The sequence below is a fragment of the Streptomyces viridosporus genome, assembly GCF_002078235.1.
In the GTDB taxonomy this organism is placed as follows: Bacteria; Actinomycetota; Actinomycetes; order Streptomycetales; family Streptomycetaceae; genus Streptomyces; species Streptomyces viridosporus.
Genome location: NZ_MSGP01000008.1, coordinates 1 through 22,345 on the forward strand (window position 1 = coordinate 1; position 22,345 = coordinate 22,345).

Annotated in this window: 24 protein-coding genes, 2 pseudogenes and 1 riboswitch; of the genes and pseudogenes, 11 read left to right on the top strand and 15 right to left on the bottom strand. The window is 69.6% G+C overall.

Features of this window, described 5'->3' with window-relative positions; all coding sequences use genetic code 11:
• Nucleotides 1-195 precede the first annotated feature (195 nt).
• A riboswitch (Fluoride riboswitch) is annotated at nucleotides 196-260 on the bottom strand.
• 52 nt (nucleotides 261-312) lie between these two features.
• The 3 genes from B7L92_RS00765 to B7L92_RS00775 form a co-directional block, all read right to left on the bottom strand.
• A complete protein-coding gene (locus B7L92_RS00765) occupies nucleotides 313-660 on the bottom strand; it encodes an anti-sigma factor family protein (RefSeq protein ID WP_081235568.1) in 348 nt (115 codons plus the stop codon).
• A 216-nt stretch (nucleotides 661-876) separates the two neighbouring features.
• The gene (locus B7L92_RS00770; RefSeq protein ID WP_081235569.1) at nucleotides 877-1,572 is read right to left on the bottom strand and encodes a response regulator transcription factor; all 696 of its coding nucleotides are present in this window, start codon (nucleotides 1,570-1,572) and stop codon (nucleotides 877-879) included.
• The gene (locus B7L92_RS00775; protein WP_081235570.1) at nucleotides 1,569-2,801 is read right to left on the bottom strand and encodes a sensor histidine kinase; all 1,233 of its coding nucleotides are present in this window, start codon (nucleotides 2,799-2,801) and stop codon (nucleotides 1,569-1,571) included. The genes B7L92_RS00770 and B7L92_RS00775 overlap by 4 nt, the downstream gene beginning before the upstream one ends.
• A gap of 733 nt (nucleotides 2,802-3,534) precedes the next feature.
• Here B7L92_RS00775 and B7L92_RS43805 point away from each other — a divergent pair.
• From B7L92_RS43805 to B7L92_RS00795, 4 genes are all read left to right on the top strand, one after another.
• Entirely contained in the window at nucleotides 3,535-3,789 is a 255-nt protein-coding gene (locus B7L92_RS43805) for a hypothetical protein (RefSeq protein ID WP_438363910.1), read from the top strand.
• Nucleotides 3,790-3,843: 54 nt separating this feature from the next.
• Entirely contained in the window at nucleotides 3,844-4,146 is a 303-nt protein-coding gene (locus tag B7L92_RS43810; RefSeq protein WP_438363911.1) for a helicase associated domain-containing protein, read from the top strand.
• 266 nt (nucleotides 4,147-4,412) lie between these two features.
• The gene (locus tag B7L92_RS43815; RefSeq protein ID WP_438363912.1) at nucleotides 4,413-4,595 is read left to right on the top strand and encodes a helicase associated domain-containing protein; all 183 of its coding nucleotides are present in this window, start codon (nucleotides 4,413-4,415) and stop codon (nucleotides 4,593-4,595) included.
• Between the two features lie 469 nt (nucleotides 4,596-5,064).
• Entirely contained in the window at nucleotides 5,065-6,321 is a 1,257-nt protein-coding gene (locus tag B7L92_RS00795; protein WP_255310696.1) for a thymidylate synthase, read from the top strand.
• Nucleotides 6,322-6,648: 327 nt separating this feature from the next.
• Here B7L92_RS00795 and B7L92_RS39085 read toward each other — a convergent pair.
• The 3 genes and pseudogenes from B7L92_RS39085 to B7L92_RS00805 form a co-directional block, all read right to left on the bottom strand.
• Nucleotides 6,649-6,789 (bottom strand): annotated as a pseudogene (locus B7L92_RS39085) (IS701 family transposase); the annotation flags it as partial.
• Nucleotides 6,790-7,145: 356 nt separating this feature from the next.
• Complete coding sequence (locus B7L92_RS00800) at nucleotides 7,146-7,592, bottom strand: peptidase inhibitor family I36 protein (RefSeq protein ID WP_081235573.1); 447 nt, start codon at nucleotides 7,590-7,592, stop codon at nucleotides 7,146-7,148.
• 37 nt (nucleotides 7,593-7,629) lie between these two features.
• Nucleotides 7,630-8,520: a hypothetical protein gene (locus tag B7L92_RS00805; protein ID WP_081235574.1), complete on the bottom strand. Its 891-nt coding sequence runs from the start codon at nucleotides 8,518-8,520 to the stop codon at nucleotides 7,630-7,632.
• 182 nt (nucleotides 8,521-8,702) lie between these two features.
• On the opposite strand from B7L92_RS00805, the gene B7L92_RS00810 reads away from it, so the two are divergent.
• Nucleotides 8,703-9,701, top strand: coding sequence for an ArsR/SmtB family transcription factor (locus B7L92_RS00810; protein ID WP_081235575.1), 999 nt, complete (start codon nucleotides 8,703-8,705; stop codon nucleotides 9,699-9,701).
• Nucleotides 9,702-9,929: 228 nt separating this feature from the next.
• On the opposite strand, the pseudogene B7L92_RS00815 reads toward B7L92_RS00810, so the two are convergent.
• The 6 genes and pseudogenes from B7L92_RS00815 to B7L92_RS41815 all read right to left on the bottom strand — a co-directional run.
• Nucleotides 9,930-10,112, bottom strand: a pseudogene (locus tag B7L92_RS00815) (AMP-binding enzyme); the annotation flags it as partial.
• Nucleotides 10,113-10,247: 135 nt separating this feature from the next.
• Nucleotides 10,248-10,925, bottom strand: coding sequence for a hypothetical protein (locus tag B7L92_RS00820; RefSeq protein ID WP_081235576.1), 678 nt, complete (start codon nucleotides 10,923-10,925; stop codon nucleotides 10,248-10,250).
• A gap of 217 nt (nucleotides 10,926-11,142) precedes the next feature.
• Entirely contained in the window at nucleotides 11,143-11,646 is a 504-nt protein-coding gene (locus tag B7L92_RS43590) for a Pycsar system effector family protein (RefSeq protein ID WP_368656227.1), read from the bottom strand.
• Between the two features lie 3 nt (nucleotides 11,647-11,649).
• Nucleotides 11,650-12,303 (bottom strand): hypothetical protein, encoded by a 654-nt coding sequence (locus B7L92_RS00830; RefSeq protein ID WP_081235577.1) that lies wholly within the window; start codon nucleotides 12,301-12,303, stop codon nucleotides 11,650-11,652.
• Nucleotides 12,300-12,920, bottom strand: a complete 621-nt coding sequence (locus B7L92_RS00835; RefSeq protein WP_081235578.1) for a hypothetical protein — start codon at nucleotides 12,918-12,920, stop codon at nucleotides 12,300-12,302. Before B7L92_RS00835 ends, B7L92_RS00830 begins: the two co-directional genes overlap by 4 nt.
• A gap of 90 nt (nucleotides 12,921-13,010) precedes the next feature.
• On the bottom strand, nucleotides 13,011-13,178 hold the full coding sequence (locus B7L92_RS41815; RefSeq protein WP_255310697.1) for a helix-turn-helix domain-containing protein: 168 nt from the start codon (nucleotides 13,176-13,178) through the stop codon (nucleotides 13,011-13,013).
• Between the two features lie 496 nt (nucleotides 13,179-13,674).
• Between B7L92_RS41815 and B7L92_RS00845 the strand changes: the two genes are divergently transcribed.
• A complete protein-coding gene (locus B7L92_RS00845; RefSeq protein WP_255310698.1) occupies nucleotides 13,675-14,559 on the top strand; it encodes a fructosamine kinase family protein in 885 nt (294 codons plus the stop codon).
• A 72-nt stretch (nucleotides 14,560-14,631) separates the two neighbouring features.
• On the opposite strand, the gene B7L92_RS00850 is transcribed toward B7L92_RS00845, so the two are convergent.
• Genes B7L92_RS00850 through B7L92_RS00860 form a run of 3 tightly spaced genes read right to left on the bottom strand, consistent with a single transcriptional unit; the run spans nucleotide 14,632 to nucleotide 16,495 of the window.
• Nucleotides 14,632-14,985 carry a hypothetical protein gene (locus tag B7L92_RS00850; protein WP_081235579.1) on the bottom strand — a complete coding sequence of 118 codons (354 nt, stop codon included), beginning with the start codon at nucleotides 14,983-14,985 and terminating at the stop codon, nucleotides 14,632-14,634.
• 47 nt (nucleotides 14,986-15,032) lie between these two features.
• Nucleotides 15,033-15,821, bottom strand: coding sequence for an SDR family NAD(P)-dependent oxidoreductase (locus B7L92_RS00855; protein WP_081235580.1), 789 nt, complete (start codon nucleotides 15,819-15,821; stop codon nucleotides 15,033-15,035).
• Complete coding sequence (locus B7L92_RS00860; protein ID WP_081235581.1) at nucleotides 15,818-16,495, bottom strand: GntR family transcriptional regulator; 678 nt, start codon at nucleotides 16,493-16,495, stop codon at nucleotides 15,818-15,820. The genes B7L92_RS00855 and B7L92_RS00860 overlap by 4 nt, the downstream gene beginning before the upstream one ends.
• Nucleotides 16,496-16,744: 249 nt before the next feature.
• Here B7L92_RS00860 and B7L92_RS00865 point away from each other — a divergent pair, with 249 nt between their 5' ends.
• The 5 genes from B7L92_RS00865 to B7L92_RS00890 all read left to right on the top strand — a co-directional run bounded on the left by B7L92_RS00865 (nucleotide 16,745) and on the right by B7L92_RS00890 (nucleotide 22,335).
• Nucleotides 16,745-17,884, top strand: coding sequence for a mandelate racemase/muconate lactonizing enzyme family protein (locus B7L92_RS00865; protein ID WP_081235582.1), 1,140 nt, complete (start codon nucleotides 16,745-16,747; stop codon nucleotides 17,882-17,884).
• A gap of 450 nt (nucleotides 17,885-18,334) precedes the next feature.
• Nucleotides 18,335-18,547 carry a transcriptional regulator gene (locus B7L92_RS00870; RefSeq protein WP_218030420.1) on the top strand — a complete coding sequence of 71 codons (213 nt, stop codon included), beginning with the start codon at nucleotides 18,335-18,337 and terminating at the stop codon, nucleotides 18,545-18,547.
• Between the two features lie 16 nt (nucleotides 18,548-18,563).
• Nucleotides 18,564-19,169 (top strand): GNAT family N-acetyltransferase, encoded by a 606-nt coding sequence (locus B7L92_RS00875; RefSeq protein ID WP_255310699.1) that lies wholly within the window; start codon nucleotides 18,564-18,566, stop codon nucleotides 19,167-19,169.
• A 496-nt stretch (nucleotides 19,170-19,665) separates the two neighbouring features.
• On the top strand, nucleotides 19,666-21,189 hold the full coding sequence (locus B7L92_RS00885) for a glycoside hydrolase family 43 protein (RefSeq protein WP_081235585.1): 1,524 nt from the start codon (nucleotides 19,666-19,668) through the stop codon (nucleotides 21,187-21,189).
• Nucleotides 21,190-21,318: 129 nt separating this feature from the next.
• Complete coding sequence (locus tag B7L92_RS00890; protein WP_255310700.1) at nucleotides 21,319-22,335, top strand: LacI family DNA-binding transcriptional regulator; 1,017 nt, start codon at nucleotides 21,319-21,321, stop codon at nucleotides 22,333-22,335.
• Nucleotides 22,336-22,345: the final 10 nt, after the last annotated feature.

The following is a 22,345-nucleotide window of genomic DNA, read 5'->3' on the forward strand; positions in this document are numbered from 1 at the left end:
GCCGGCCGCATGCGGCCGGCCGGAGCCGGTGGACGGGCTGGGGCTGTCGCGGCCTCGTCCACGATCGCCGGCGGCGCCTCCTCGGCCACCCGTGGGACAGGGCGACCCCGGCCCGTCGCAGCAGCCCCGGGGAGGCGGCGGTGCTCGGTGAGGGATGCCTGGCGTGGGCACCCGCATGATTCCTCCTGGTCGTGTACACAACCAGGGGCCGTCAGCGGCGTCCGCCGCGGTTCGCGGTGAACCCCATCACCGGCGCGCTCGGCGCGCACTTTCGGTGTGCCGCCCGGGCGGATCAGCACGCTGCCCGGTCGCTCACCTGACACAGGCAAGCCGACTCACCCATTGGGACAGCGTGAGCGAGGTGGCCGGGGCCCCTCGGGCCGCACTGTGCCGGCGGCGTCGGTGCCGCGAGCCATGGCGGCACCTGGCCGGCCCGGGCAGGTGCGACGGGTGCTGGCGGCCGGGGTCGTACGCCAGGGCCTTGCGGAGAGAGGACAGGTGTGCGGCCACGGCCGCGAGGCAGTGATGCTCGTCCCGGCAGTCGGGGCAGGTCGCCAGGTGGGCGCGGACCGCGCTCGCCTCGCCGGGCTCCAGGACGTTGAGTGCGTGTCCTTCTAGCAGGTCACCGATGGTGCGGCAATCCTGGGAGGGAGTGAACATGGCGAATCCCTTCGTGCAGGAGTGAGAATCACGCCGTCAACGGGGCCGATGTCGGCTGGTGCACCGGTACACAGCTCCGTTTCATGACTTCACCATCGCCCAGGAACGGCCCCTCGCGCGTCGTCCCTGTGCAGCAATTCCCGGGTACCACGGCCGCAGTATCCGGCAGGCCGGCCTACGACAGGGCCACAACGCGCTCCGCGGCCACGCCGGCGTTCACCCGGTCGCTGAGGGATCAGTCGCCGTCGTCGCCGGGCTGACCACGCCGCACTGATAGGCAACGACCACCAGCTGGGCCCGGTCACGGACGGCCAGCTTGGTCATGGCCCGGTTGACGTGGGTCTTGGCCGTCAGCGGGCTGACGAACAGACGCTCGGCGATCTCGTCGTTCGACAGTCCCAGCGCGACAAGCCCCAGGACATCGCGTTCCCGTCGCGTCAGGCATTCCAGCCGCTCGTGCACGGCTGCCGTACACGGCTCCGGCTGCGCCAGGAACCGCCTGATCAGCCCCCGGGTCGCCGAGGGGGACAGCAGCGCGTCCCCTGCGGCGACCGTGCGGACGGCACCGAGCAGCTCCTCGGGCCGGGCGCCCTTGCCGAGAAAGCCGCTCGCACCTGCCCGCAGGGCCTCCGCGACGTACTCGTCGTCCTCGAAGGTGGTCAGGATCAAGACCTTCACCGCCGAGAGGTCCTCGGTCTCGCCGATCAGCCGCGTGGCGGCGAGGCCGTCCATCTCAGGCATGCGGATGTCCATCAGGATCACATCCGGTCGCTGCGTCCTCGCCAGCTCCACCGCCTCGCGGCCGTTGGACGCCTCGCCCACGGTCTCCATGTCGTCGGCGGAATCGAACAGCATCCTGAAGGTGCCCCGCAGCAGGGCCTGGTCATCGGCGAGCAGTACGCGGATCGTCATGCCCATCTCTCCTCGGCGTCCTGCCCGACCGGTGCCACGATTGCCGCGCCCGGCCGCAGCGGCAGTTCGGCGGTCACGGTGAAGCCCCCGCCGGAGCGCGCCGCGGCCTCCAGTTTTCCCCCGACGCTGGCCGCACGCTCGCGCATCCCGATCAGCCCGTGGCCGGTCCCGGGGTGGGGCTTGTGCGGTCGGGCGCGCCCGTCGTCCTCGACCGTGATCGTCAGCCATCGGGGCCGGTAGTGCAGGGAGAGGCGGGCGTGATCGACCCCGGCGTGCTTGTGCACATTCGTCAGGGCCTCCTGCACGATGCGGTACGCGGCCAGGTCCACCGCCGGCGCCAGCGGCACGGCCATGCCGTGCCGCACGTGCTTGACGGACAGGCCGACACGCTCGAAGGACGCCAGAAGCTCCGGTACCTGCGCCAGGCCCGGCATCGGATCCCGCGGCGCTTCCGGGTCACCGGACTGCCGCAGGAGGCCCACGGTCACCCGGAGTTCCTCCAGCGCGGACCGACTGGTGTCCCGGATGCCCTCCAGAGCGGTGACCAGCTGCTCCGGCCGCCGCTCCACCAGGTGAACAGCAACACCGGCCTGCGCGTTGATCAAGGCGATGTGGTGCGCGACCACATCGTGCAACTCGCGCGCGATCCGGATCCGCTCGGCCGCCACCCGCTGCCGCGCCTCCTGCTCACGGGTCCGCTCCGCGTACTCCGCCCGTTCCTCCACGGCCGCCACATACGCGCGGCGTGAGCGCACCCCGTCCCCTACGGCAGCGGGCAGGGCCGTCCAGGCCACCATCGCCACGTGGTCCCGGACGAACCATGCGCCGGAGCCGGAGCCGAACACCAGGGCTGCTCCGACCAGCAGGACGGCCGAGGCCGACGCCACCATCCATGTAGTCCGCCGGTCGGTCCGGACGGCCACGGTGTAGACGGACACGATGACCGGACTCGTCACCAGCGGACTCTCCCGAACCCCGAGCACCTGGAAGACCACCCCGCAGGCGAGGGCAGTGGCCAGGACGCCGAACGGGTGGCGATGACGCCACAGCAACGCGAAACAGCAGACCGCCGCCAGCACCACGGCAGGCGGGCGAACCGAAATCCGGTGCTCCTGCGGGATGACGGAGGCGGCCGCGACCGACAGCACGAACAGCACAACCGGCCCCAGCACGTCCAGCGTGCCGACCGGGGCGCTCCCTTCCCGCCGCCAACCGTTGATCACTGCCATGCCACCACCGTAGGGCCGACACCCGAGTGCCGCTGGCTGGCCATCGCCGGTCGCCACTGCGGAGGCGTCCGATCGGGCGATGACCGACCGCCGCCGCCCACTGGTCACGCTTGGTAGTCGAGTCGCCCGGGGGAATCGCACCCCCGGGCTCTTGCGGAACCGTACGTGACAGTCTCCTGCCATACGGCTCTTGTCGTTATGGGCCTCGCCCCTGCCGAGGTCGTCCAGGTCCAGTGAGCGAAGCACTTCGGGCGCTCCGTGTGACCACGGGCCAACCGTCGCAGGGCCTGTTCCGTCCCGACCCGGTACTTCTTCTGGATCCACCGCTGCAAGCACCCTCGCCCGGCCCGTCGCCCCGTACGCCGCGAAACCGCGCTGGCCCATGCCCGCGCCTACTGCGCCGTGCACGGCAGTCCGGCAACGCCGTACTGTGCCCTGCACGACGGCTTCCCCCTGGGTCCCTGGCCGGCCCGACAACGCCTTCTGGCCCAGAGCACGAAGACCGCCTACGCCGTTCACCGCGCCCTCACCGCCCTCGCCCCCTGGTGGAATCCGCCCTGGCCCATGCGTCGGCAGCGCGCCTACCACCGCGTACGCACCACGCCCATCAGCACCGGCACGAGCTCTTGGGCATCCGCCCAGCGCGCCGCCTGGTACCGGCTGCACCCCCAACCTCCAGCCCGCCCTCCACAACAAACACACCGCACCCTGCCACCACCCCTTGATGAAAGGCTTGAGCTCACACGACGAGCGCCCGGTCGAGCAGTTCGCTTCCCGCGCCCGCACCAGCGGGCAGCGCAAGATCCACCTCCAGCGTGATGAGGACGGGCGGATCGTCGGGGCCGGCGACGAGGACGGCGAGAACCGGGAGCACGACGACGGTGCCGCTGCCGAGTCGGCCCTGCTGCACTTCTCCACCCCGCGCGACGCGGCCACGATCGCGGTGTTCCCGCACGCGCGGGTGTGTCGGCCGGAATCGCTGGTGTGACTGGAGGGCTGCCAGGCCCTGCTGCGCTGGCGGAGGGAGAACGGGATCACCGACCTGTACGCCGTCCCCCTACGGCACCGAGCCGAAGTCGGGGTGACCAAGGCGTTCCCGCTGGGGAGGTGGGTGCACCAGCAGCGCAAGATCCTGCGGGCCGGGGAGCTGGAACCACGGCGCAAGGAACTGCTGGACGCCCCAGAGGCCGAGATGGTCTGGGAACCGGGCGAGGAGGCGTGGGAGACCAAGCTCGCCGCAAGGACCCGGAACGGGCCGCCGTACGCGCAGAACAGCTGGCCGCGATCGACCCGGACTGGAACTGCTCCTGGCCACTGGACTGACAACGCCACTGCCACGCCCTAGTCGACCTGGTCGACGCGACGGCCACCTGCCCGACATCGCACCCGACGTACTCATGGACGGCGACGACATCGGACGGCGGTTGGAGCGGCAGAAACAGCCCGGCACCTGGAAGCTGCCGTCGAACGAGCAGCAAGAACGGCTGGCCCGACTGGGCATCAAACTCGCTGAGGCCCCATCCCCCGGCCCGGCGGCCACGCCTGCGACGAAGGGGCCCGACCAAGGCGCAGCAGGCATTTCATCGGGGCCTGGCGGCCCTCGCACAGTGGATCGAACGAGAGGGCCGGAGGCCGGCCCCACGCGGCCACAGCGAACAGATCGCGGTCGATGACGAGACCGAGCCGGTGACCGTGAAGCTCGGCGCATGGGTGTCGAACACCAAATCGAGGCGGGACAGGCTCAGCACCGAGCAGCTGGAGGCGCTGCGGGAGCTGGGTATGGAGTGGGCATAGCCGCGCGACGGTAGCTTGCCCCCTCACCCGGCCGGCGCCTCGGTCCCGTCGGTCCGTCCGGCCCCCGCGTTCGTAGCCGCCGACACCGAAAGGGACACGTCGGTGCGCAGCCGCTGAGCGCGCCGACGAGTGAGCCGGTGATCGAGGGGTCGGAAGTGGAGTCCCAGCCGCAGCATCGCCCGTACCCCGGGGTAGCAGCTGGGGAGAGATCCGTCGTCTGCGCTGATGACCCAGGCCGACGTTGCCGGGGACCTGGCTTGACCGGCGTCGGTGGCCTCCACGATCATGCGGGCCCACCACATGCGGCCGAGACCCCGCAATGAGGGCCCGGCCGACAAGCCTGTCCATGGATGGCCGCCTGGCGTCGGGCCAGGAGAAACCGCAGCCGCTTGACGGCACCGGCCGTCCGTTGCACACATACGGCGCTCAGCTACGCGCGTCCCTCGTCAGGAGCTCGTAGCCTTGGTTCATGGCGGGAGCCACATCCGACGGCGGGCCGGAGGACAGCCACAAGAAGGGAGACGTCCCCGGGCGGACCCCTTCCGGTGGCTCGGCTCTCACGGCCCCTGCGACCGAGGGCGACGCCGGAGCCATCCAGTTCCCCGCCTGGGCCAAAGCCCTCGGCTGGTGCGGTGTCGTTGGGCTGATCTACCTGCTGATCTGTGCCGTGAGCATCATCAGTCGCGGCTTTGCGGGGCTGGGCAGCGACGCTGCACACACCATGTTCGCCTTCGCCGCGCACCCGTGGGTCGGGCTGAGCGTCGGCGTTCTCGGTACGGTCCTGATCCAGTCGTCGACCACGACGACGGCCATCGCTGTCACCGCCGTAGGGTCGGGCGCGTTACCCATCCAGGGCGCGATCCCCGTCATTCTGGGCGCGAACGTCGGCACCACCGTGACGACGAGCCTGGTCGCACTGACCTTCATCGGTGACCGCGCGGAGTTCCGCAGGGCGCTGGGCGCCTCGACCGTCCATGACTTCTACAACTGGCTCGCGCTGCTGATCTTCTTCCCGATTGAGCTGATCTGGCACCCGCTGAGACACATCAGCGGGACGTTGACCGATGCACTGTACGGTACGCACTGGCTGCCGAACCCAGCCCACTTCAACTTCATCCGGGCGGCCACCAGGCCGGTGGAACACGGAGTGACCCACGCTACCGCGCACGTCAGCAGCACACTCGGTCCGCTGTTCACCATCGTGATCGGCGCCGTGCTGATCCTGGTCGCCGTCCGCTACCTGGGAAAGCTGCTCAAACTGCTCATGGTCGGCAGAGCCCGCGGCATTCTGATCAAGGCCGTCGGCCGCAACGCCTACCTCGCCATGGCATCAGGCATGGGAGCAACCGTCGTCACCCAGTCCTCGACTATCACCACATCCGTGCTGGTCCCCTTCGCCGGAACAGGCATCCTGACACCGGCGCAGGTGTATCCCGTCGTCGTCGGCTCCAACCTCGGCACAACGTTCACGGTGGTCTTCGCGGCGTTCGCGGGCGTCGGTCAGGACGCGAAGATCGGCCTGCAGGCAGCCTTTGTGCACCTGGTCTACAACCTCTTCGCGATCGTCGTGATCTACGTGATACCGCTCCTGCGCCCCCTGCCGCTGTTCTGCGCCGAGAACCTCGCCCGCATCGTCTCCGCGCACCGGTGGGTCCTCGCCGTCTACCTCGGCACCTTTTTCATCGCACTGCCCGCCCTGGTCATCGTGCTGGTGGGCATGCTCTGAGTACGGCGTCCGACGGCGGAACCCGTCAAGGCTCCGTGTCCTAGTGACCCGAGTCAGAGATCCTCAGGCAGTTCCTGCCGTCCGATGCACGAATGCGACCGTGAAAGGCCGCCACCGGCGGTGTTCACGCGCATCGTTGGGCGCTGCGGGTGAACCGGATCCGACGATCCGCCCAAGAGCTTCCGATTCAGGCCATTAGCAGTACTTCGTTAGGTTCTGCCCTGTCTGCGGCTGCTCCGAGGGCTGTGAGAGGTCGGCCGCAGGTGGTGCAGATGCCGGCCCAGCACCTCAGTAGGTCCTGAAGAAGATCGAGGACCCGGTAGAGAGTCAGGCCGGCATCCGGGGTTTTGGGTCGAGCCGCCGGAGGGTGAGGAAGGCCTGGGCGGCGGTGACGAGGGGGACGTGGTGGTGCCAACCGCGCCAGGTGCGGCCCTCGAAGTGGTCCAGACCTAGACCGTGCTTGAGCTCGCCACCTGGTCGATGTCGATCACTGTGCCCCCACGTGTTCGTGCGCGCCCGCCCCGGCGGCGTTCAAACAGCAGAAGGCCGTGCAGGCCATGGTGTTCGCCTGCGTGACCCCGCTCATGAGGCTGGACCGGCAGACGTGACCGCGTACAACTGCGGCAGGGCCTCCTGGAGTTCGCGCTTCGAGAACCGCGAACTGCTCAGGAGGCCCTGCCTTCATGCGCTGGCGGCCGTCAGCCCACCCAGCCCGGAGCACCTGCACGACCAGAACGGTCGCATGACCCGAAGAACAGCGGTTTCACCGCTCACATGCTGGTGCGCCCTGCTTGTTGCGAGGGTGGAGGCGCCCTCGGCCGATGTCAGCAGTTGTTGGACCAGCGGTGGCTGGCGATGTTGTTGTTCATCGTCTGCCCCTGGCCCGCCTTGCCGTCCCACAGGAAGTAGATGCCCGTGAGGTTGTCGAGGTAGTAGCCGTTGGGCAAGCAGTTCCTGGCACCCTGCCAGGAGGGGCTGTAGAACAGGTCGACGTCCTCGTAGGCGCCGGCGTAGCCACGGTTCTGCAGGGAGCTCGCCCGGTTTCTCATGCTGATGCCGGAGCAGGTGCTCCAGTCGGCGTCGTTCGCCTGCCAGCGGCAACTGGCTCCGCTGGCCGCGAAGCCGTCCCATGCGTACAGGTAGCCGTCGGCGGCAGCGGCTACGGAGCCCTTCGCCACCGACGGTTGGGCGGGCTGTGCGGAGGCAGACGGGGCGACCGCGGCCATGACCGTGAGAGTGAGGGCGGTCAGGGCGATGCTGATCTTCTTCATGGTGTCCTATTCCGTAGTCGGTTCCCGTAGTGGTTCTTCACGACGAACGGACGGCGGCTCGGGCGCGGGGAAGGGCTTCGTTCTCCATCCTTAGCCTGGTCTGCACCTCGTTCTCGTACTGGTGGCGCAGCCGCTTGCCGTACTGCTCGTCGAGGCGGTGAATGGTGCGGGACAGCCCGGAACTTGCCGCGCAACGCGCCTCGGTGACCGCTGCACGTATTTCCCTTTCCCGGCTGATCCGGCGATCTGGGTTCAGGAATGCGGCGCGGGCCTCCTGTGGGGTCTCGTAGGGGAGTCCACGTGCGTGCATGCACGTGGACCAGTCCTTGACCGACTTCGCGAAATCGGCGTCGCCGGCGGTCATGCTGCTGCGCAGCGTGTCGAGAGCATCTGTGACGGTCAGAACCCGGAACCATGTTTCAAGGTCCCCGTAGAGCTCTTCCTGGGCATCCGCGGCGCACCCGCCGTCCATGCGGCTGATTGTCATCCCGTTCGGGGACTGGATCGAGATGCGCTTCCCGGTTTTCTCGCCATGGAGCGCGTCCAGCGCACGCTGTCGCTTGGACGATGCCAGACCAGCGAAGTACCGCCGATTGGGGTCGAATGCGCGCACCTTGTCGCGTTGCGTGGAGATGTCGCTTCCATATCCATGCCTGGATGCCCACTCGACATCATCGATGACATAGGGGAATTCCCGGTCGTCGGGCACGGGCCGCCGGGGCACCACCCAGGTTCTGAAGCCCTTGCCCGCCATGCAGGAGCGGGTCAGCACCTCTTCGGCTTCGTGCAGCAGGTCCTTCTCTCCTTCGCTGAGCGCGTGCGGTTGCTGCGGGAGTGTCTGAGGTTGTGCGTTCGTGAGGCCGACTGCCCCGAGCGCTACCGTCACGATGCCGGCGATAGCGGTGGCGACTTTGTGGCGACGACGCACCAGAATTCCTCCCCCTGCAGGTTCACGGCTCAACGAGTTGTGCCGGTGTGGCGGATTGGCATTGCGACTGCGGGCCACCAGCCTGTGCCGATCAGGTCTGCCGCCGCCACGTTCTGTGCCACGATTCGAGCAGGTTCGAAGGGACGGCCGCGGGACCGGCGCGACCAGACAGCGGGAGGGTCATGATCGAGCTCACCGTCAACGCCGCCGGGCTCGCCCGCTCCCGCTTCGCCGTCTCGCCGCTGCACGAGGTCGTCGCAACGCTGCTGCCCTGGGGCCTGCAACCGGTCCCCGACGCCGATCCCTGGGTCACTCGCGCACGACGCGTGCTGCGCCGGGCTCGGCTGCCACTGCTGTCCGAACTGGCCCTGGACGGACCCGGATACGTGCCCGACTTCCTCAATCCCTACCCGTCCGGACCCTCGCCCACCGTCGAGGAGGAATTGGAGCGGGTTCGGTGCACCCCTCCCGAGCGCGTCCTGAGCGAGCTGGAGGCATTACGCGTCGGACGGCCGTGCAACGGCCTTGCCAGTTCCGAGCTTCCGGAGGGAGTGCGGCGGGCCATGGCGCGGGGTGGTGCGCACGTGGCCCGGCAAGCCGCGGAGGAGATGCGGCGTTACTGGGAACTGGCCTTCGCCCCGCACTGGGAGGCCGCCAAGGCCGTCCTCGATGCGGAGGTCGGCCGATGCGCCGGCGTGCTGACCGGATACGGAGCAGCGAAACTTTTCAACTCCTTGCATCCCGACATCGAGTGGGCCGAGGGCACCCTGCGTGTCGAGAGCCGGCTGCGGATCGCGCTGCCGGTGCCCATGGTGGTCGTCGTGCCGTCAGTGGTCATGCCTCGGCCGGGCGTGGCCGTGGACCCCACGCGCGACGAAGACCGGCCCCCGATGCTCATCTATCCCGTACGTGACAAGGCCATCTCCCGCGTCATCGCCCCCGTAGTCCCTTCCACCGAGGTGGCCCAACTGCTCGGACCCACCCGCGCCGGACTGCTCGCCGCACTGACGCAACCGGCCTCCACCGCACAGCTGGCGGCACGACACTTCCTCAGCCCCGCTACAGTGTCGTACCACCTCGGTGTCCTGCACCGGGCCGGCCTCGTCACCCGCACCCGAGCCGGCCGGTCCGTGCTCTACCGCCGCACACCCGAAGGAACCCGGCTGACGAGAAACCGGTAGGTGGGGCGGGGCAAGCTTCTTGGGTCACCGTTACTTCGTCTGCGGCCTGGATTGCTCGGCTATTCGTGACGATTGACGGGAGATTCGTCCGGCAGCACGCTGTCGTCGAAGCCCGCACCCTCTACGACCAGAAGCACAGCCAGGACCAGGTCGAGGAGACCGCATAGACCGACGGCTGACACTGCAGCACTGTCACGCCGGCCGGGGCGCGCTCCCCGACGCGACAGGTCAGCCGTCCGCGAAGCGGTCGCGCAGTTCCCGTTTGAGGATCTTTCCGCTGGCGTTGCGCGGCAGTGCGTCCGCGAACAGCACCCGCTTGGGCGTCTTGAAGCCGGAGAGCCGCTCGCGCGCGTGGGCGATCAGTTCCGCCTCGGTGACCTCGCCGCGCGGGACGCCGACGCAGGCCTCAGCCCGGGGCTCAATCCGCCCGAACCGACCCGCGATCCGGCCCATGACCTGGTCGAACATCGCCCTCCAGCGGGCAGGGTCTACGTTACGGCCCGCGGCCACCGCACGGCCTTCAGGAATCCGCACAACCCCTGGTGGTCACGCGGTGGCCGTACCCGTTCCCCGCCGGGTCCGCGACAAGATCTCGAAACCAGGCTGGAACACCAAGCTGGTCGGGAACAGTTGGAGGATGCTCCTGCGGACCTCAGTAGAGGTAGGCGAACGACTTCGCCTGGGACGCGGTGAGGGCTCCGCTGAAGACGCGGACGGTGTCCGCCCCGCCGTGGAAGTACTCGCCCCAGCCGCCGTCGGCGGTGTGGCCGCGGCCGATCTGCAGCGGGCCGGGGCGCTCCAGGAGTCGTTGAACTCCGTGATGGCCACGGCCTCGCCTGCGACGTACAGGGTGATGTGGCCCTCGGAGTCGTCGTGCACCACGACCACTTCGTCGGAGTAGGACGTGGGAGCGCCGGGCCCGGCGACAACGGTCTCCGCGGCGCCCGGTTCGCTGCCGCGGGTGACGACCAGCTGCCACTCGTCCTCGAACGGCGGGTGCTTGCCCGCGCTGGTGCCGTGGGCGTCGTCCCACTCGCGCAACAGCCAGGCATTCGACTGGGCTTCGCCCTGCAGGAGGCTGTCGATGGTCGACGTGAGCGCGCGGCGGTCGGACAGGGCGGCCCGCTCGGCTTCCCGCGCCAGCTCGGCCTCCGCCGCGGTCCGCGCGGCCTCGCGTCGCCGTTCCTGCTCGCGCAGTTCGGCCTGGCGGTCGTGCAGGTCCACCGGGGCGGCGGGCGTGGCCCATGAGGCGGGCCCACTCGGCAACGGCGGTCGGGACGTGGTCCCACCTTGTGACATGGTCGGCCTGGGCAACGGGGCGTCGGCGGCCGCCGTAGTCGTGGGCGTTGCGCCGGGCGTTGATCAGGCGCCACATCCCTCAGGCGGCCAGGCGGCCAGGCGGCCCACATCGTCCACCCTGGCCACGCTGCTGGACAGCAGCTCAACCACCTCGTACTCGGTGGCGCGGCGCAGGGCGATCCAGACAGTGCGCTGCAGGCCGGTCCACGCGAATGCCGTCCAGCATCATGTGTACGGCCTGGCGATGGCCGGTGCACAGGAGACGGTCGCGGACCTCGGTCTCGTCCAGGCGTGCCCAGTAGGGGAAGGATGCGCGGTCGTGGCCGCCGAGGCGGGGGCGGACGACCAGGAGCAGCAGGACAGCAGCGGTGTCGAGGGCGGCGACGGCGAGGGTGCCAAGGGCCCTGGTGGGGGCGGAAAGGTCGTGGTCGGCGAGCGTGGTCAGGCCGGCGAGGGCGGCGCCGTTGAAGGCCGGCAGTAAGGACGCTTTGGCGTCGGTGCGGGCGGAAGCGCGCGGGTTCCCAGAATCCTGAGCGCTGGTAAGCCGGAACCTGCATGTCAGCTGACGACTGGGATGGTCCCGCGCGCGGGTTCGTTGCGGTTGACGGGATCTGGCTTCCCGAGCGTTCGCCGTGCCGGATCCAATTGGCTAGCCCGCGGGCCAGTGTGGGTTCGGCATGCCGTCATCGCTCATGTGCGCCCGCTGCCAGATCTCGTTCCACCGGTACGGGATTTCCGGCACGAGCCGGTGCCGCTGCCCGCACGGGCATGGCACCGGCGCCCACGCGCACCCACGGCACAGCTCGGCCCAGCCGTGCCCGGTCGAGTTCAGTTCCAGCGATTGCTCGTTCCCACAGGCCGGGCAGCCAGGGAGAGTGGCGCCGTCCAGAATCGCGTTCTGTCGCCGGACGTATTCGGACAGTCGCAGCGACGGGTGGCGCAACGGGTCCTCATACCAGGCGCGGTCCGGGCCCTCCCACCTGTTCCGCAGCCACCACGGTCGCGGGTTCGCTGCACCCCGCCGCCCGGCCCGCTTCTCCGCCCGGCGCTGCTCGGCGTACTCCTTCGCCCGCACGAGCCACAGAACCCTCGCCTCATGCAGTTCCTCCACCGCCCGCACCAGCGCGTCCGGGTCCGCCTCCAGCCGCCGGGGGATCGCGGCGCTGAGCGTGAGGTGGTGGTACGTCGCCCGGAAGCCGTACGGCGCAAAGAGGGTGATGCAGGTCCGCAGCGCGCTGTGTCGGCGGTGGAGGGGGAGGCGGGCCTCGTGCACGCGCGCTCGGTGGGTCAGGAAGCTGGTCATTGTGTGGGCCCCAGGTCCAGCGCCCGTGCCAGGGCGGCGGTGACGGCGGCGGCGTGTACCGGCAGGTGTTGTTCGGCCCAGCTTCCGGCGAGGCTGAGGAAGTCCTGCAAGTCCCGCTGGGCACCGGTGACGAGCATGCGTACCTGGGCCACTGGCAGCTCGATCACCGGGCTGTCTTCCTCCCCGTGGGCGTCGAGAGTCAGCCGGACAGTGTCGCCGACGCGTTCGGCCATCGAGGACGGATCGTGGCCGAAGTAGCAGCAGCCGGTGCCGTCGAGCACCTCAAGCCAGTCCCGCCAGGTCTCCAGGCCGCTGCAGCAACCCGGCTCGACGAAGACGGTGTCGGTGGCGTTGTCGGTCACCCGGAACCCGCCGGCGGCGAACAGGTCGGGCATGGTGAGCAGCCCGTGCAGGAACGTGCCGAGCGGGTCGGTCGGGCACGGCCCGTGCTCCTCCTCCGGCTCGAAGTCGTTGCAGTCGGCGATCCGCATAACTGCCGTGCCGACCTCTCCCGGAGTCAGTTCCCCGTTCAGAACGAGGTAGCCGTACGACTCGTGCTCGCCGATGGGCCAGAGCGCAAAGTCGTCGGCAGTGAAGACCTCCAGAACGGGTTGCATCACAATCACACGGGGATGATGCCGGACCCACCGCCGCGCCGCCACGGGCTTTAGTGAGCGTTTGGTTCGTTGGTGTCCGTTTGGTTTGGGTCAGGTGTCGCGCCAGGTTCGTACGGTGTCCATGTGCAGACCCGTCTCGCGGGCGATGCGTGCGTTGGAGCGGCCCAGTGCCGCGTGGAGCACGATGTGCGCGCGCATCCGGCTCTGGTGGGCAGTCTTGTGGTCGTAGGCCATCTTCTTCAGCCGGTGCCTCTGCAAGGCGGTCAGCGATATCGGGCAAGCAGCAGCGGGCAAGGCAGGCAGGACGATCAGCGGAAGTGGGTCTTACCGGCTGGAGCCTGTCGCACCACTGACACGGGGCGACCGGGCAGGATGACCCCATGCTCACCGTGCCGGAGTCGACCAAGACCTCCCTCGCCCGGAAGCTGACCGCGCGAGCCTGTACCGCCTGGCCCAAGCTCGCTGGCCTGGACGTCCGTTACCGCGGTCAGTTCGCTTACGTCGACGGCGAACTGGCCGATGACGAGTCCATCACACTAATGCGTCTGCGCTGCGGCGGCTCCGCCAGCGCCTGGGGCTTCGCCCTCTACCCGCCGGCACCGACAAGTACGAAGACACCATCCTGCCCACCGGCAGCTTCGCCGGCACCCCCGAAGAAGCCCTCGACTGTGCCTGTGGCCTCTACCTCACCGCCCCGGCATCTGGGCACGGATCCACCATCGTTGATTTCGACTACGCCGACAGGAGCACACCCGTGACAGACGCGATGTCCTTCCTGCTCGAACGCCTGCATGCGGCCGGCCTGACCGACGTCGTCGCGGCCGAGCCGGCCACTGGAGGCCTCGCCGCGACCGCGGGGCTCGCGCGCCGCGGTGACGGCACGCCGGTGTTCGTCAAGGCGTTCGGCGAGCCGCCGTCGGACGACGCCTTCGCCGCGGAAGCCGAAGGGCTCACCGTGCTGCGCGAGGCGGGCGGCGTCGTCACGCCCGAGATCATCCTCGTGGACCGCGACTTGCTCGTCTTGTCCGTGCTGCGGCCCCGGCCGAGAACCGAGACCTTCTGGGAGCAGTTCGCGCATGCGCTCGCCCACCTGCACACCACCACGCGGTACCCCCGATTCGGGTGGCACCGGGACAACTGGCTGGGCCGTCGTCGGCAGGTCAACACCTGGGATGACGACGGGTTCGAGTTCTTCGCCCAGCACCGTCTGCTGCGCTGGCTCGGCGAGCGCCGCGTCCAGGAGGCGCTCGACGCCGCGAACCGGGCGGCGCTGGAGCGGCTGTGCGACCGGCTGCCCGAACTGCTGCCGGTCGGGCCCGCGTGCCTGACGCACGGCGACCTGTGGGCGCAGAACGTCATGGCCGCCCCCGACGGGCGGCCCGCGCTGATCGACCCGGCCGTGTCGTACACGTGGGCCGAGGTCGACCTGGCCCACCTGTGGACGACGGCGCCGCCGCCCGAGGCACACGCGTTCTTCAAGCTGTACGCCGAGCTGACCGGGCTCGACCGCGACTGGCGCGAACGCATGCCGGTCCTCCAGCTACGCCAGCACCTGGCCGTGATCGCCCAGTTCGACCCCGACTGGGGCGCCGCCGATCTCGTGCGCGCCACGCTCGCCCCGTTCCGGCAGCGGCCCTGAGTTCAGCTGAGTAGACGCCGTACACGACACCGGCTCCGGAGTCAGCCCCCGAAGGACTTCCGGAGCCGACCACTACGACGTCGTCCCATCCACGACCAACACGCCGCTTCCGGCGTCGAGATGCGCCAGCGCAAAGCCGCGGACCTCGTCCCGCACCGAGCCGGCGTCCCCGCCGGCCTGGCTCAGCAGGCGCTGCACGCCGTCCGGGCACACCTCGCCTGCCTGCCCGGCCGGCGTCCGGCCGTTCTTCCGCTCCAGCGGCGCGAGCAACCCGCACGGATACCGCCTCGTCCGCTCGCGCGGCTCCGACCTGCGGAAGTACCGGCCGATCCGGCCGTGCAGCACGTTCGGCCCGGCAGCACAACGACGCACCTCGTCAACCGTGACGCCCCCACCCACGACCAGCGCGACGACCGACCGGATCACCGGTCACGGCACCTACGGCTGCCGTATCAGGCGGGTTTCGGGATCTGTCAGAAGTCGTTCGCGCTCTTGGCCATGAGGCCGCCGTCGCACACCAGGTGACTGCCCGTGACGTATGAGGAATCGTCGGAGAGCAGCCAGGCGGCGGCACATGCGATCTCGGCGGGATCGGCCATTCGTCCGAGCGGGATCTGTCGTGCCGCGGCTTCCCTCAGGCGCGTGCGCTCCGCTTCGAGCTCGTCGCCGTCGAGGCCGAAGTAGAGCATGGGCGTATCGGTGGCACCGGGCACGACGGCGTTGACGCGGATGCCGTGAGGGGCGAGGTCGATGGCAGCGGCCCGGACGAATGCGGAGACTCCGCCTTTGGACGCTCCGTATGCGCTGTTCGAGCCGCCCGCGAAACCGACGAAGGCGGAAGGAGAAGACACGCACACGATAGAGCCCGGCCGCCCGGCGTCCCCCAGGGCTCGGGCGGCTGTGCGTACGGTCAGGAAGGTGCCGGTGAGATTCGCGTCGAGAACGCGGCGCCAGGTGTCCAGGGGCATGTGCGGCAGGGGTGCGTTGAGCTCGATGCCGGCGCTCGCGACCATCCCGTCCATCTGGCCCAGCGCGGTGCCCGCTGCGCCGAACGCGTCGACGAGTTCCCGTTCGTCGGTGACGTCCGCCGAGGCCGACCAGACCCTGCGGGCGCCGATCCGCCGGGCTTCGACCGCCGCCCGCTCGGCGCTCCCGCCGTCGTGGTCGAGGATGCCGACAGCCCAGCCCCGACGTGCGGCTTCGAACGCGGTGGCGCGGCCGATGCCGCTCCCACCGCCGGTGATCAAGATCGTCCTGGTCATTCGGAGGGGTCCGGTGCAATGCTGAAATGGGTGTTGATGTGAGCGGTGACGGCGCGGTCCAGTGCCTGCTCGTCACCCGCGCGGAGTGCGTCGATGAGTTCGCGGTGCTGTTCGGCGACCACGGTCGCGTCCGCGTAGTGGCTCGCGTCCCGCCGGAAGTAGGCGCGCACACGAGGTTGGATCGACCGCCAGATCTGCAGGCAGTGCTGCTGTCCGGACAAGGTCACGACCGCCTCGTGGAAGCGGATGTCCTCGTCGGCGAGCAGCGCCGCGTCGGCCGCCTCGGCCGCCTCCTCCATGGTGCGGACGAGCGACTGGAGGTGGGCGTAGTCCGCGTCGGTCAAACGGGGCATCGCCTTGCGGAAGGCAAACTTCTCCAAGGAGATGCGGATCGGTACGAGGACGTTCTCGATCTCTTCCTGGGAGACGCCGAGCACCTCCGTACCGCGGTACGGATAGGAAATCACCAAGCCCTCCTGCTCCAGCTGGCGCAGCGCCTCACGGACCGGCGCCCTGCTGGTTCCCAGATGCTCGGCGACTCCCGATTCCGTGAGCTTCTGGCCCGCTTGGAGACGGCCCGAGGTGATGGCCTCGCGCAGGGCGTCTGCGACGGTTTCGCGGCGGGAGGCGAGCGAGGCGGCGGGAAGCGGGGGGAACGGGGGAAGACCGGACATGGCCGGAGCGTAACAGGATCGTACTTTGTCGACAATCAAGTGCGACGGCTCCATTCGGTGGCGGGTGCGGGCCTGTGGAGGGGTGGGTGACGCTTCGCCACCCGGACGCTCCCGCGGCGGACGGTTCGGCAGACTGTAGTCGAATCGTCGATTGTCGACAATGCCCATCGCGGTCGGGTACGGTCCCGAACGCAGCCGCCGCCGTCCCGTCGGCGCCCGCGGCGATGACATCCGTCATGAGAGGCGTTCATGAAGATCACCAGGATCGAGACATGCGGTCTTCGCGGGGCGACCCCCGAGGGCGGTTGGTCGAACGAACTACGTCCGGACGATGTCGTGCACACACTCGTCGCTGTCCACACCGACGAAGGCGTCACGGGCGTCGGAAGCGCGTTCACCACCGAGGATCTCGTCCGCGGAGCAATCGACCTCCTGCTCCCGCACCTCCTCGGACAAGACCCGGTGGAGGTCGAACGGATCACCGAAACACTGCACCAGACCGCGTTCTGGATGGGCCGGGGCGGCTCGCTCACGCACGCGACGAGCGCCATCGACATCGCTCTGTGGGACATCGCCGGTCAGGCGCTCGGCCAGCCGGTCGGCCGACTGCTCGGCGGGCGCCACCGCAACCGGGTGCGCCCTTACGCGTCGGTGCTCATGGACGAGGCCGGGCCGATGACGGACAACCTCACCGCACTCGTGGAACAAGGGTTCACCGCCTTCAAGATCGGCTGGTGGAAGTTCGGACGGGTGGACGCCGCCACGGACGAGCGCACCGTCGCCGCCGCCCGCGCCGCGATCGGCGACCGGCTGCTCGCTGTCGACGCCGGCGGCTCCGAAGGCTTCTTCCCCGGTGATCTGGCGTGGGCGAAACGAACCGCGCGGATGCTCGCCGACTACGACGTCGCATGGTTCGAGGAAGCACTCGCGCCGGACGACCTCGACGGTTTCGCCGAACTGCGTGCGGGGTCACCCGTCCCGATCAGCGGTGGCGAGGTCCTCACCCGCAGGCAGAGTTTCACCCCCTATCTGCGGCGCCGCGCCTTCGACATCGTCCAGCCCGACACCACGAAGGGAGGCGGTCTGAGCGAGTCGCGCCGGATCGGCTGGGAGGCCCAGGACCTCGGCATCCGCCTGATTCCGCACGGATGGAACACGGCCGTCGGCCTCGCCGCCGACCTGCAGCTCTCGTCCGCCCTGGTGTCCACCGACCTCGTCGAGTACAAGACCGGGTCGGCCTACGTGGACGATCTGGTCGCGGAGGGCTGGCGGCTCGACGACGACGGCTACCTTGACATCCCCTCCGGCCCCGGACTCGGGGTGTCCCTCGACCTCGAGGCGGTCGAGAAGTACGGCACGCGGCCCGCTTTCGCGGATCCGATGGCATGAGCGTGCCGTCCGCACACCACTGGAACCAGGACGGCCCCATCGGCATCGATGCTGAGGTCGGCCCCCCGGAGAGCGCGGTCGTGCTGCCGGTGCGACGGGCGGGCGTCGACGGCAACGCCCCTGTTCCGCAGCCGCAGTCGGTGACCACCCGGGACGGCACCAGGCCCGCGGCAGCCTTCCCCCGTACGGGAGCCCGTCTCCGAAGTGCCCGGCCCGTCAGTCGTGCATGCCCTGGCCGTCGAGGAACCGACGACATCACTTCATAGAGGATGAATGGACCGAATGACCGACACTCACTTCTCTGCCGATGACGCGATCGCCCGTGTGGCGGCCGGCGAGGAGATCGCCGCGAAGGCGCGCCAAAATGAATCACCCGAGTGAAGACTTGAATGCGCTCATCCACCCACCCGCGGGTTTTCCCTTCTCGCGGCATTGTGCAACCTGGAAGACGTGGACTTGCGGTTCCTTGCCGACCTGCTGGACGTCGGCGACTCCACTCTGTCCCAGACGTTGACTGTGATGCGGGACGCGGGACTCGTTGAGGTCCGCGAAGAATCCGTGGGCAGACGGAACCGAACCTGGGCAGGCGTCACCGATGAGGGGCGCCGAGCATTCAACCGTCATGTGGAGGCGCTTGGAGAGATCATCGCCTCCGGAACCTGAGGAAACGAGAAGGCCGTTGAACGGTCACGAAAGAGCTGCCGTGAAATCCCGTACACGCCTCGCAACCATCGAAGACCTTGCCCCAGCCGAAGAAACGCTCACTGTCGCGTTCATGGACTATCCGTGGACCAGGTGGGTGATCCCGGAAGACGACTACGCCAAGCGGCTCCGCCGGCTGCAAGGACTGTACCTCCGTCACGCTCTCCGACACGGCGTCGTCTTCGTGACGCAGGGGCATGCCGGTGCAGCCGCCTTGCTGCCGCCGGATGCGGCCGATCCGAGCAAATCAACCATGGAACAGATCATTGCACTGCACGGTGAAAGAATCGGTCGCCTCACCGATTCCCCATCCGCCGCAAGGGCGTGGACCTTAGAGACACTCGGTGTGCGTCCGAGCCATCGAGGCAGGGGACTCGGCAGCGCGCTCATCGCGCATGCCCTCCGTGACGTGAGCCGGCGTGGCGCAAAAGAGGTGAGACTCGAAACGTCCGACGCTCGCAACGTCCGCCTGTACGAACGACACGGCTTCCAAGTCACGGGCTGCACCGACAGCGACGGCGGCCCGACCGTGTGGGCGATGAAACTCCGGCTCGCGGAATCCGAACAGAGAAGGAGCGGTTAGCGGTCCAGTCCGGTTCCGCGATCTTGCGTGGGGCCCGGCGGGGAACGGGTACGGCCACCGCGTGATCATCGGGGGTTTTGGGGACTCCTGAAGACCGTGCGGTGGTCGCGGGCCGTGGCGTGGACCCTGCTCGCCGGCGGGCGATGTTCGACCAGGCTACGGCCCGGATCGCGGTACGGCTCAGTCGAGTTGAACCCCAGGCCGCAGCCCGCGCCTACCTGCTCGGCCTGCTGTCGAGCATCGAGCGGAAGAACTGCCCCCCGGAGTTGATGCACCACCGCCGCCAGGCCCGGGGGCCACGAGACCCTGCCCGTCCGCTCCGATGCCATGGTCCACCCCACGACGATCGACGCCGTGGGCCGCCGACCCGCCCACGGAGCCACCCCGAACCGGCGCGGCACCCGGACCGTGAACCGAACGGACGACCGAGAACCGAACACTCACCTAGACTCGCTTCCCGACGCCCTGCGGCTCGAAGGGAAGACGTTCCGTGCATATGTACGACAACCCTGTGATCAGCGGGTTCCACCCCGATCCGAGCGTGTGCCGGGTCGGTGACGACTATTACCTGGTGTGCTCCAGCTTCGAGTACTTCCCCGGACTGCCGCTCTTCCACAGCAAGGATCTCGTGCACTGGGAGCAGATCGGCAACGTCCTCGACCGGCCCGCACAGCTGCCGCTGCCCCTCCCCGGCGCCAAGGCGTCCGGAGGCCTCTACGCCCCCACGATCCGCCACCACGACGGTCGCTACTGGGTCATCAACACCAATGTCGACGGTGGCGGCAACTTCGTCGTCTCGGCCGAGCGGCCCGAGGGGCCGTGGAGCGAACCGGTGTGGATCGACCTGACCGGGATCGACCCCGACCTGGCGTGGGAGGAGGACGGCACCTGCTGGTGCGCCTTCTCCGGCCCCGAAGGGGGCATCAACATGGCCAGGATCGACCCGGTCAAGGGCGAGGTGCTGGAAGGGCCTTTCGCCACGTGGTCGGGCAGCGGCCTCAAGTACCCCGAGGCGCCGCACCTCTACCGCATCGGCGACTGGTGGTACCTGCTGATCGCGGAAGGCGGCACGGAACGCGGCCACAGCGTGTCCGTGGCCCGCAGCCGCTCGCCGCGCGGCCCCTGGGAAGGCGCACCCGCCAACCCCTTGCTGTCCCACAGCGGTACCGCCCGCTCCATCCAGAACACCGGCCACGCCGACCTGGTGGAGGCACCCGACGGCAGCTGGTGGATGGTGCTGCTCGGCGTCCGCCCCCGCGGCTTCACGCCCGACGTGCACGTGCTCGGCCGCGAAACGTTCCTGACCCCCGTGGAGTGGGACGAGGACGGCTGGCCCGTCGTCGCGCCCGTTCCCGAGAGCCACGCGGCCCCGGGCGGTGCCTGGCATCCCGTTCCGGCCCCGCCCGCCCGCGACGACTTCGACGGGGCCGCTCTCGCGCCCCACTGGATCTCGCCGTTCGTCCGCCCGGAGGGCTCCTGGTCGCTCACCGAGCGCCCTGGCTGGCTGGTCCTCGGCGCCACCGGTCCCACCCTCGACCGCCCCGGGTACACCTTCGTCGGCCGCCGCCAGCAGCACCACGACTGCCGCGTCACCGCCGTGATCGGCCCGGGTGCGGGACGCGGTGGTCTCTGCGTGCGCCTGGACGAGGCCCACCACTACGAGGTGGAGGCCGGGGACGGGGAGGTATGCGTCGTCGCCCGGATCGGGCCGCTGCGCCAGACCGTGGCCCGCCGACCGGTCCCGGCCGGGCCGCTGCCCCTCACCGTGACGATCCGGACGTCGGACCTCGTGCCCGCGTCGCCCGAACTCACCGACGGCGGCACCACGGGCCCCGACACCATCGCCTTCTGGCTCGGCGATCCCGACGCCCCGGACGCCCGGCCGCTCGCCGAGCTGGACGGGCGCTACCTGTCCACCGAGGTCGCCTGCGGCTTCACCGGCCGGGTGATCGGCATGTACGCCACGAAGGGCGCGGTCGCCTTCGACTGGTTCGAGTACGTCCCGGCGCCGTCCGCGTGACGCCCGGTGTGCGGGCGGGTGCCGCACACCGAGGTGCCTCCCCGGTCCCCGGAAGGCCTCCTCGACGGTTGAGCTAACCTGTCCCCCATGCCACCCCGACCAGCCGGATCGCGCCCCACACTGTCCTTGGTGGCCAAGACCGCCGGTACGAGCGTGCCCACCGTGTCCAAGGTGCTGCGAGGCGGAACCGACGTCTCGGCGGAGACGCGCGCGAAGGTCATGGAAGCCGTGCAGGCCGTCGGCTACACCCGCCGGGCCGGATCCAAGGGCGAGGGCGTACGGGACGAGAACGGCTGGTCCAACGTGCTCGATCTCGTGGTCACCCACTTCGAGGGGTCATGGGCGAACCTGCTGACAGCCGGGGTCGGTCGGGAGGCGGCGGCAGTGGGCCTCGATGTCGTACTGACGCTCGCCGAGCCGCACAGCGACTGGGTGTCGCGGGTTCTGAGAAGGCGCACCCTCGGCGTGATCGGGACGCTGGTCGATCCCGCATCGGCGCAGTTCGGCACACTCTTCGCCGCAGGCGTCCCCGTGGTGCTGATCGACCCGATGAGCACACCGCCGTCAGGGGTGGCGAGCATCGGCGTGGCGAACTGGGAAGGCGGCCGTATGGCCGCCGAGCACCTTCTGTCCCTCGGCCATGTGCGGACGGGGGTGGTCGCCGGCCATGCCCGCCACCTCTTCAGCCGGGCGCGCGTCGACGGTTTCCGTGCGGCGGCCGACACGGCGACCGCCGGCAGTGCCACGGTGTCGGTGGCCCACGGCGGATGGAACCGCGCCAAGGCGACGACCGCCACCCACGCCCTGCTCGACGGCGACCCGGGGATCACGGGGATCTTCGCCTGCGCGGACTCCATGGCCCTCGGCGTCTACGACGCACTGGCTGCCCGGGGTCTGCGGATCCCCGAGGACATCAGTGTCATCGGCTTCGACGACCTGCCCGAGGCACAGTACATCACCCCCGGGCTGACGACCGTCAGACAGCCCAGCACCGAGTTGGGCGCCGCGGCGGTCAAGCTCCTGATCGAGCTCTCCCGGGGCGAAGACGGCGGCGCCCGGTCCCCCGCCCGCATGAAACTGGCCACCGAGCTGGTCGTCCGGGCCTCCACCGGACCCGCCCCGGCAGCCGCAGCGCCACGCCGATGACGCGGGCAGG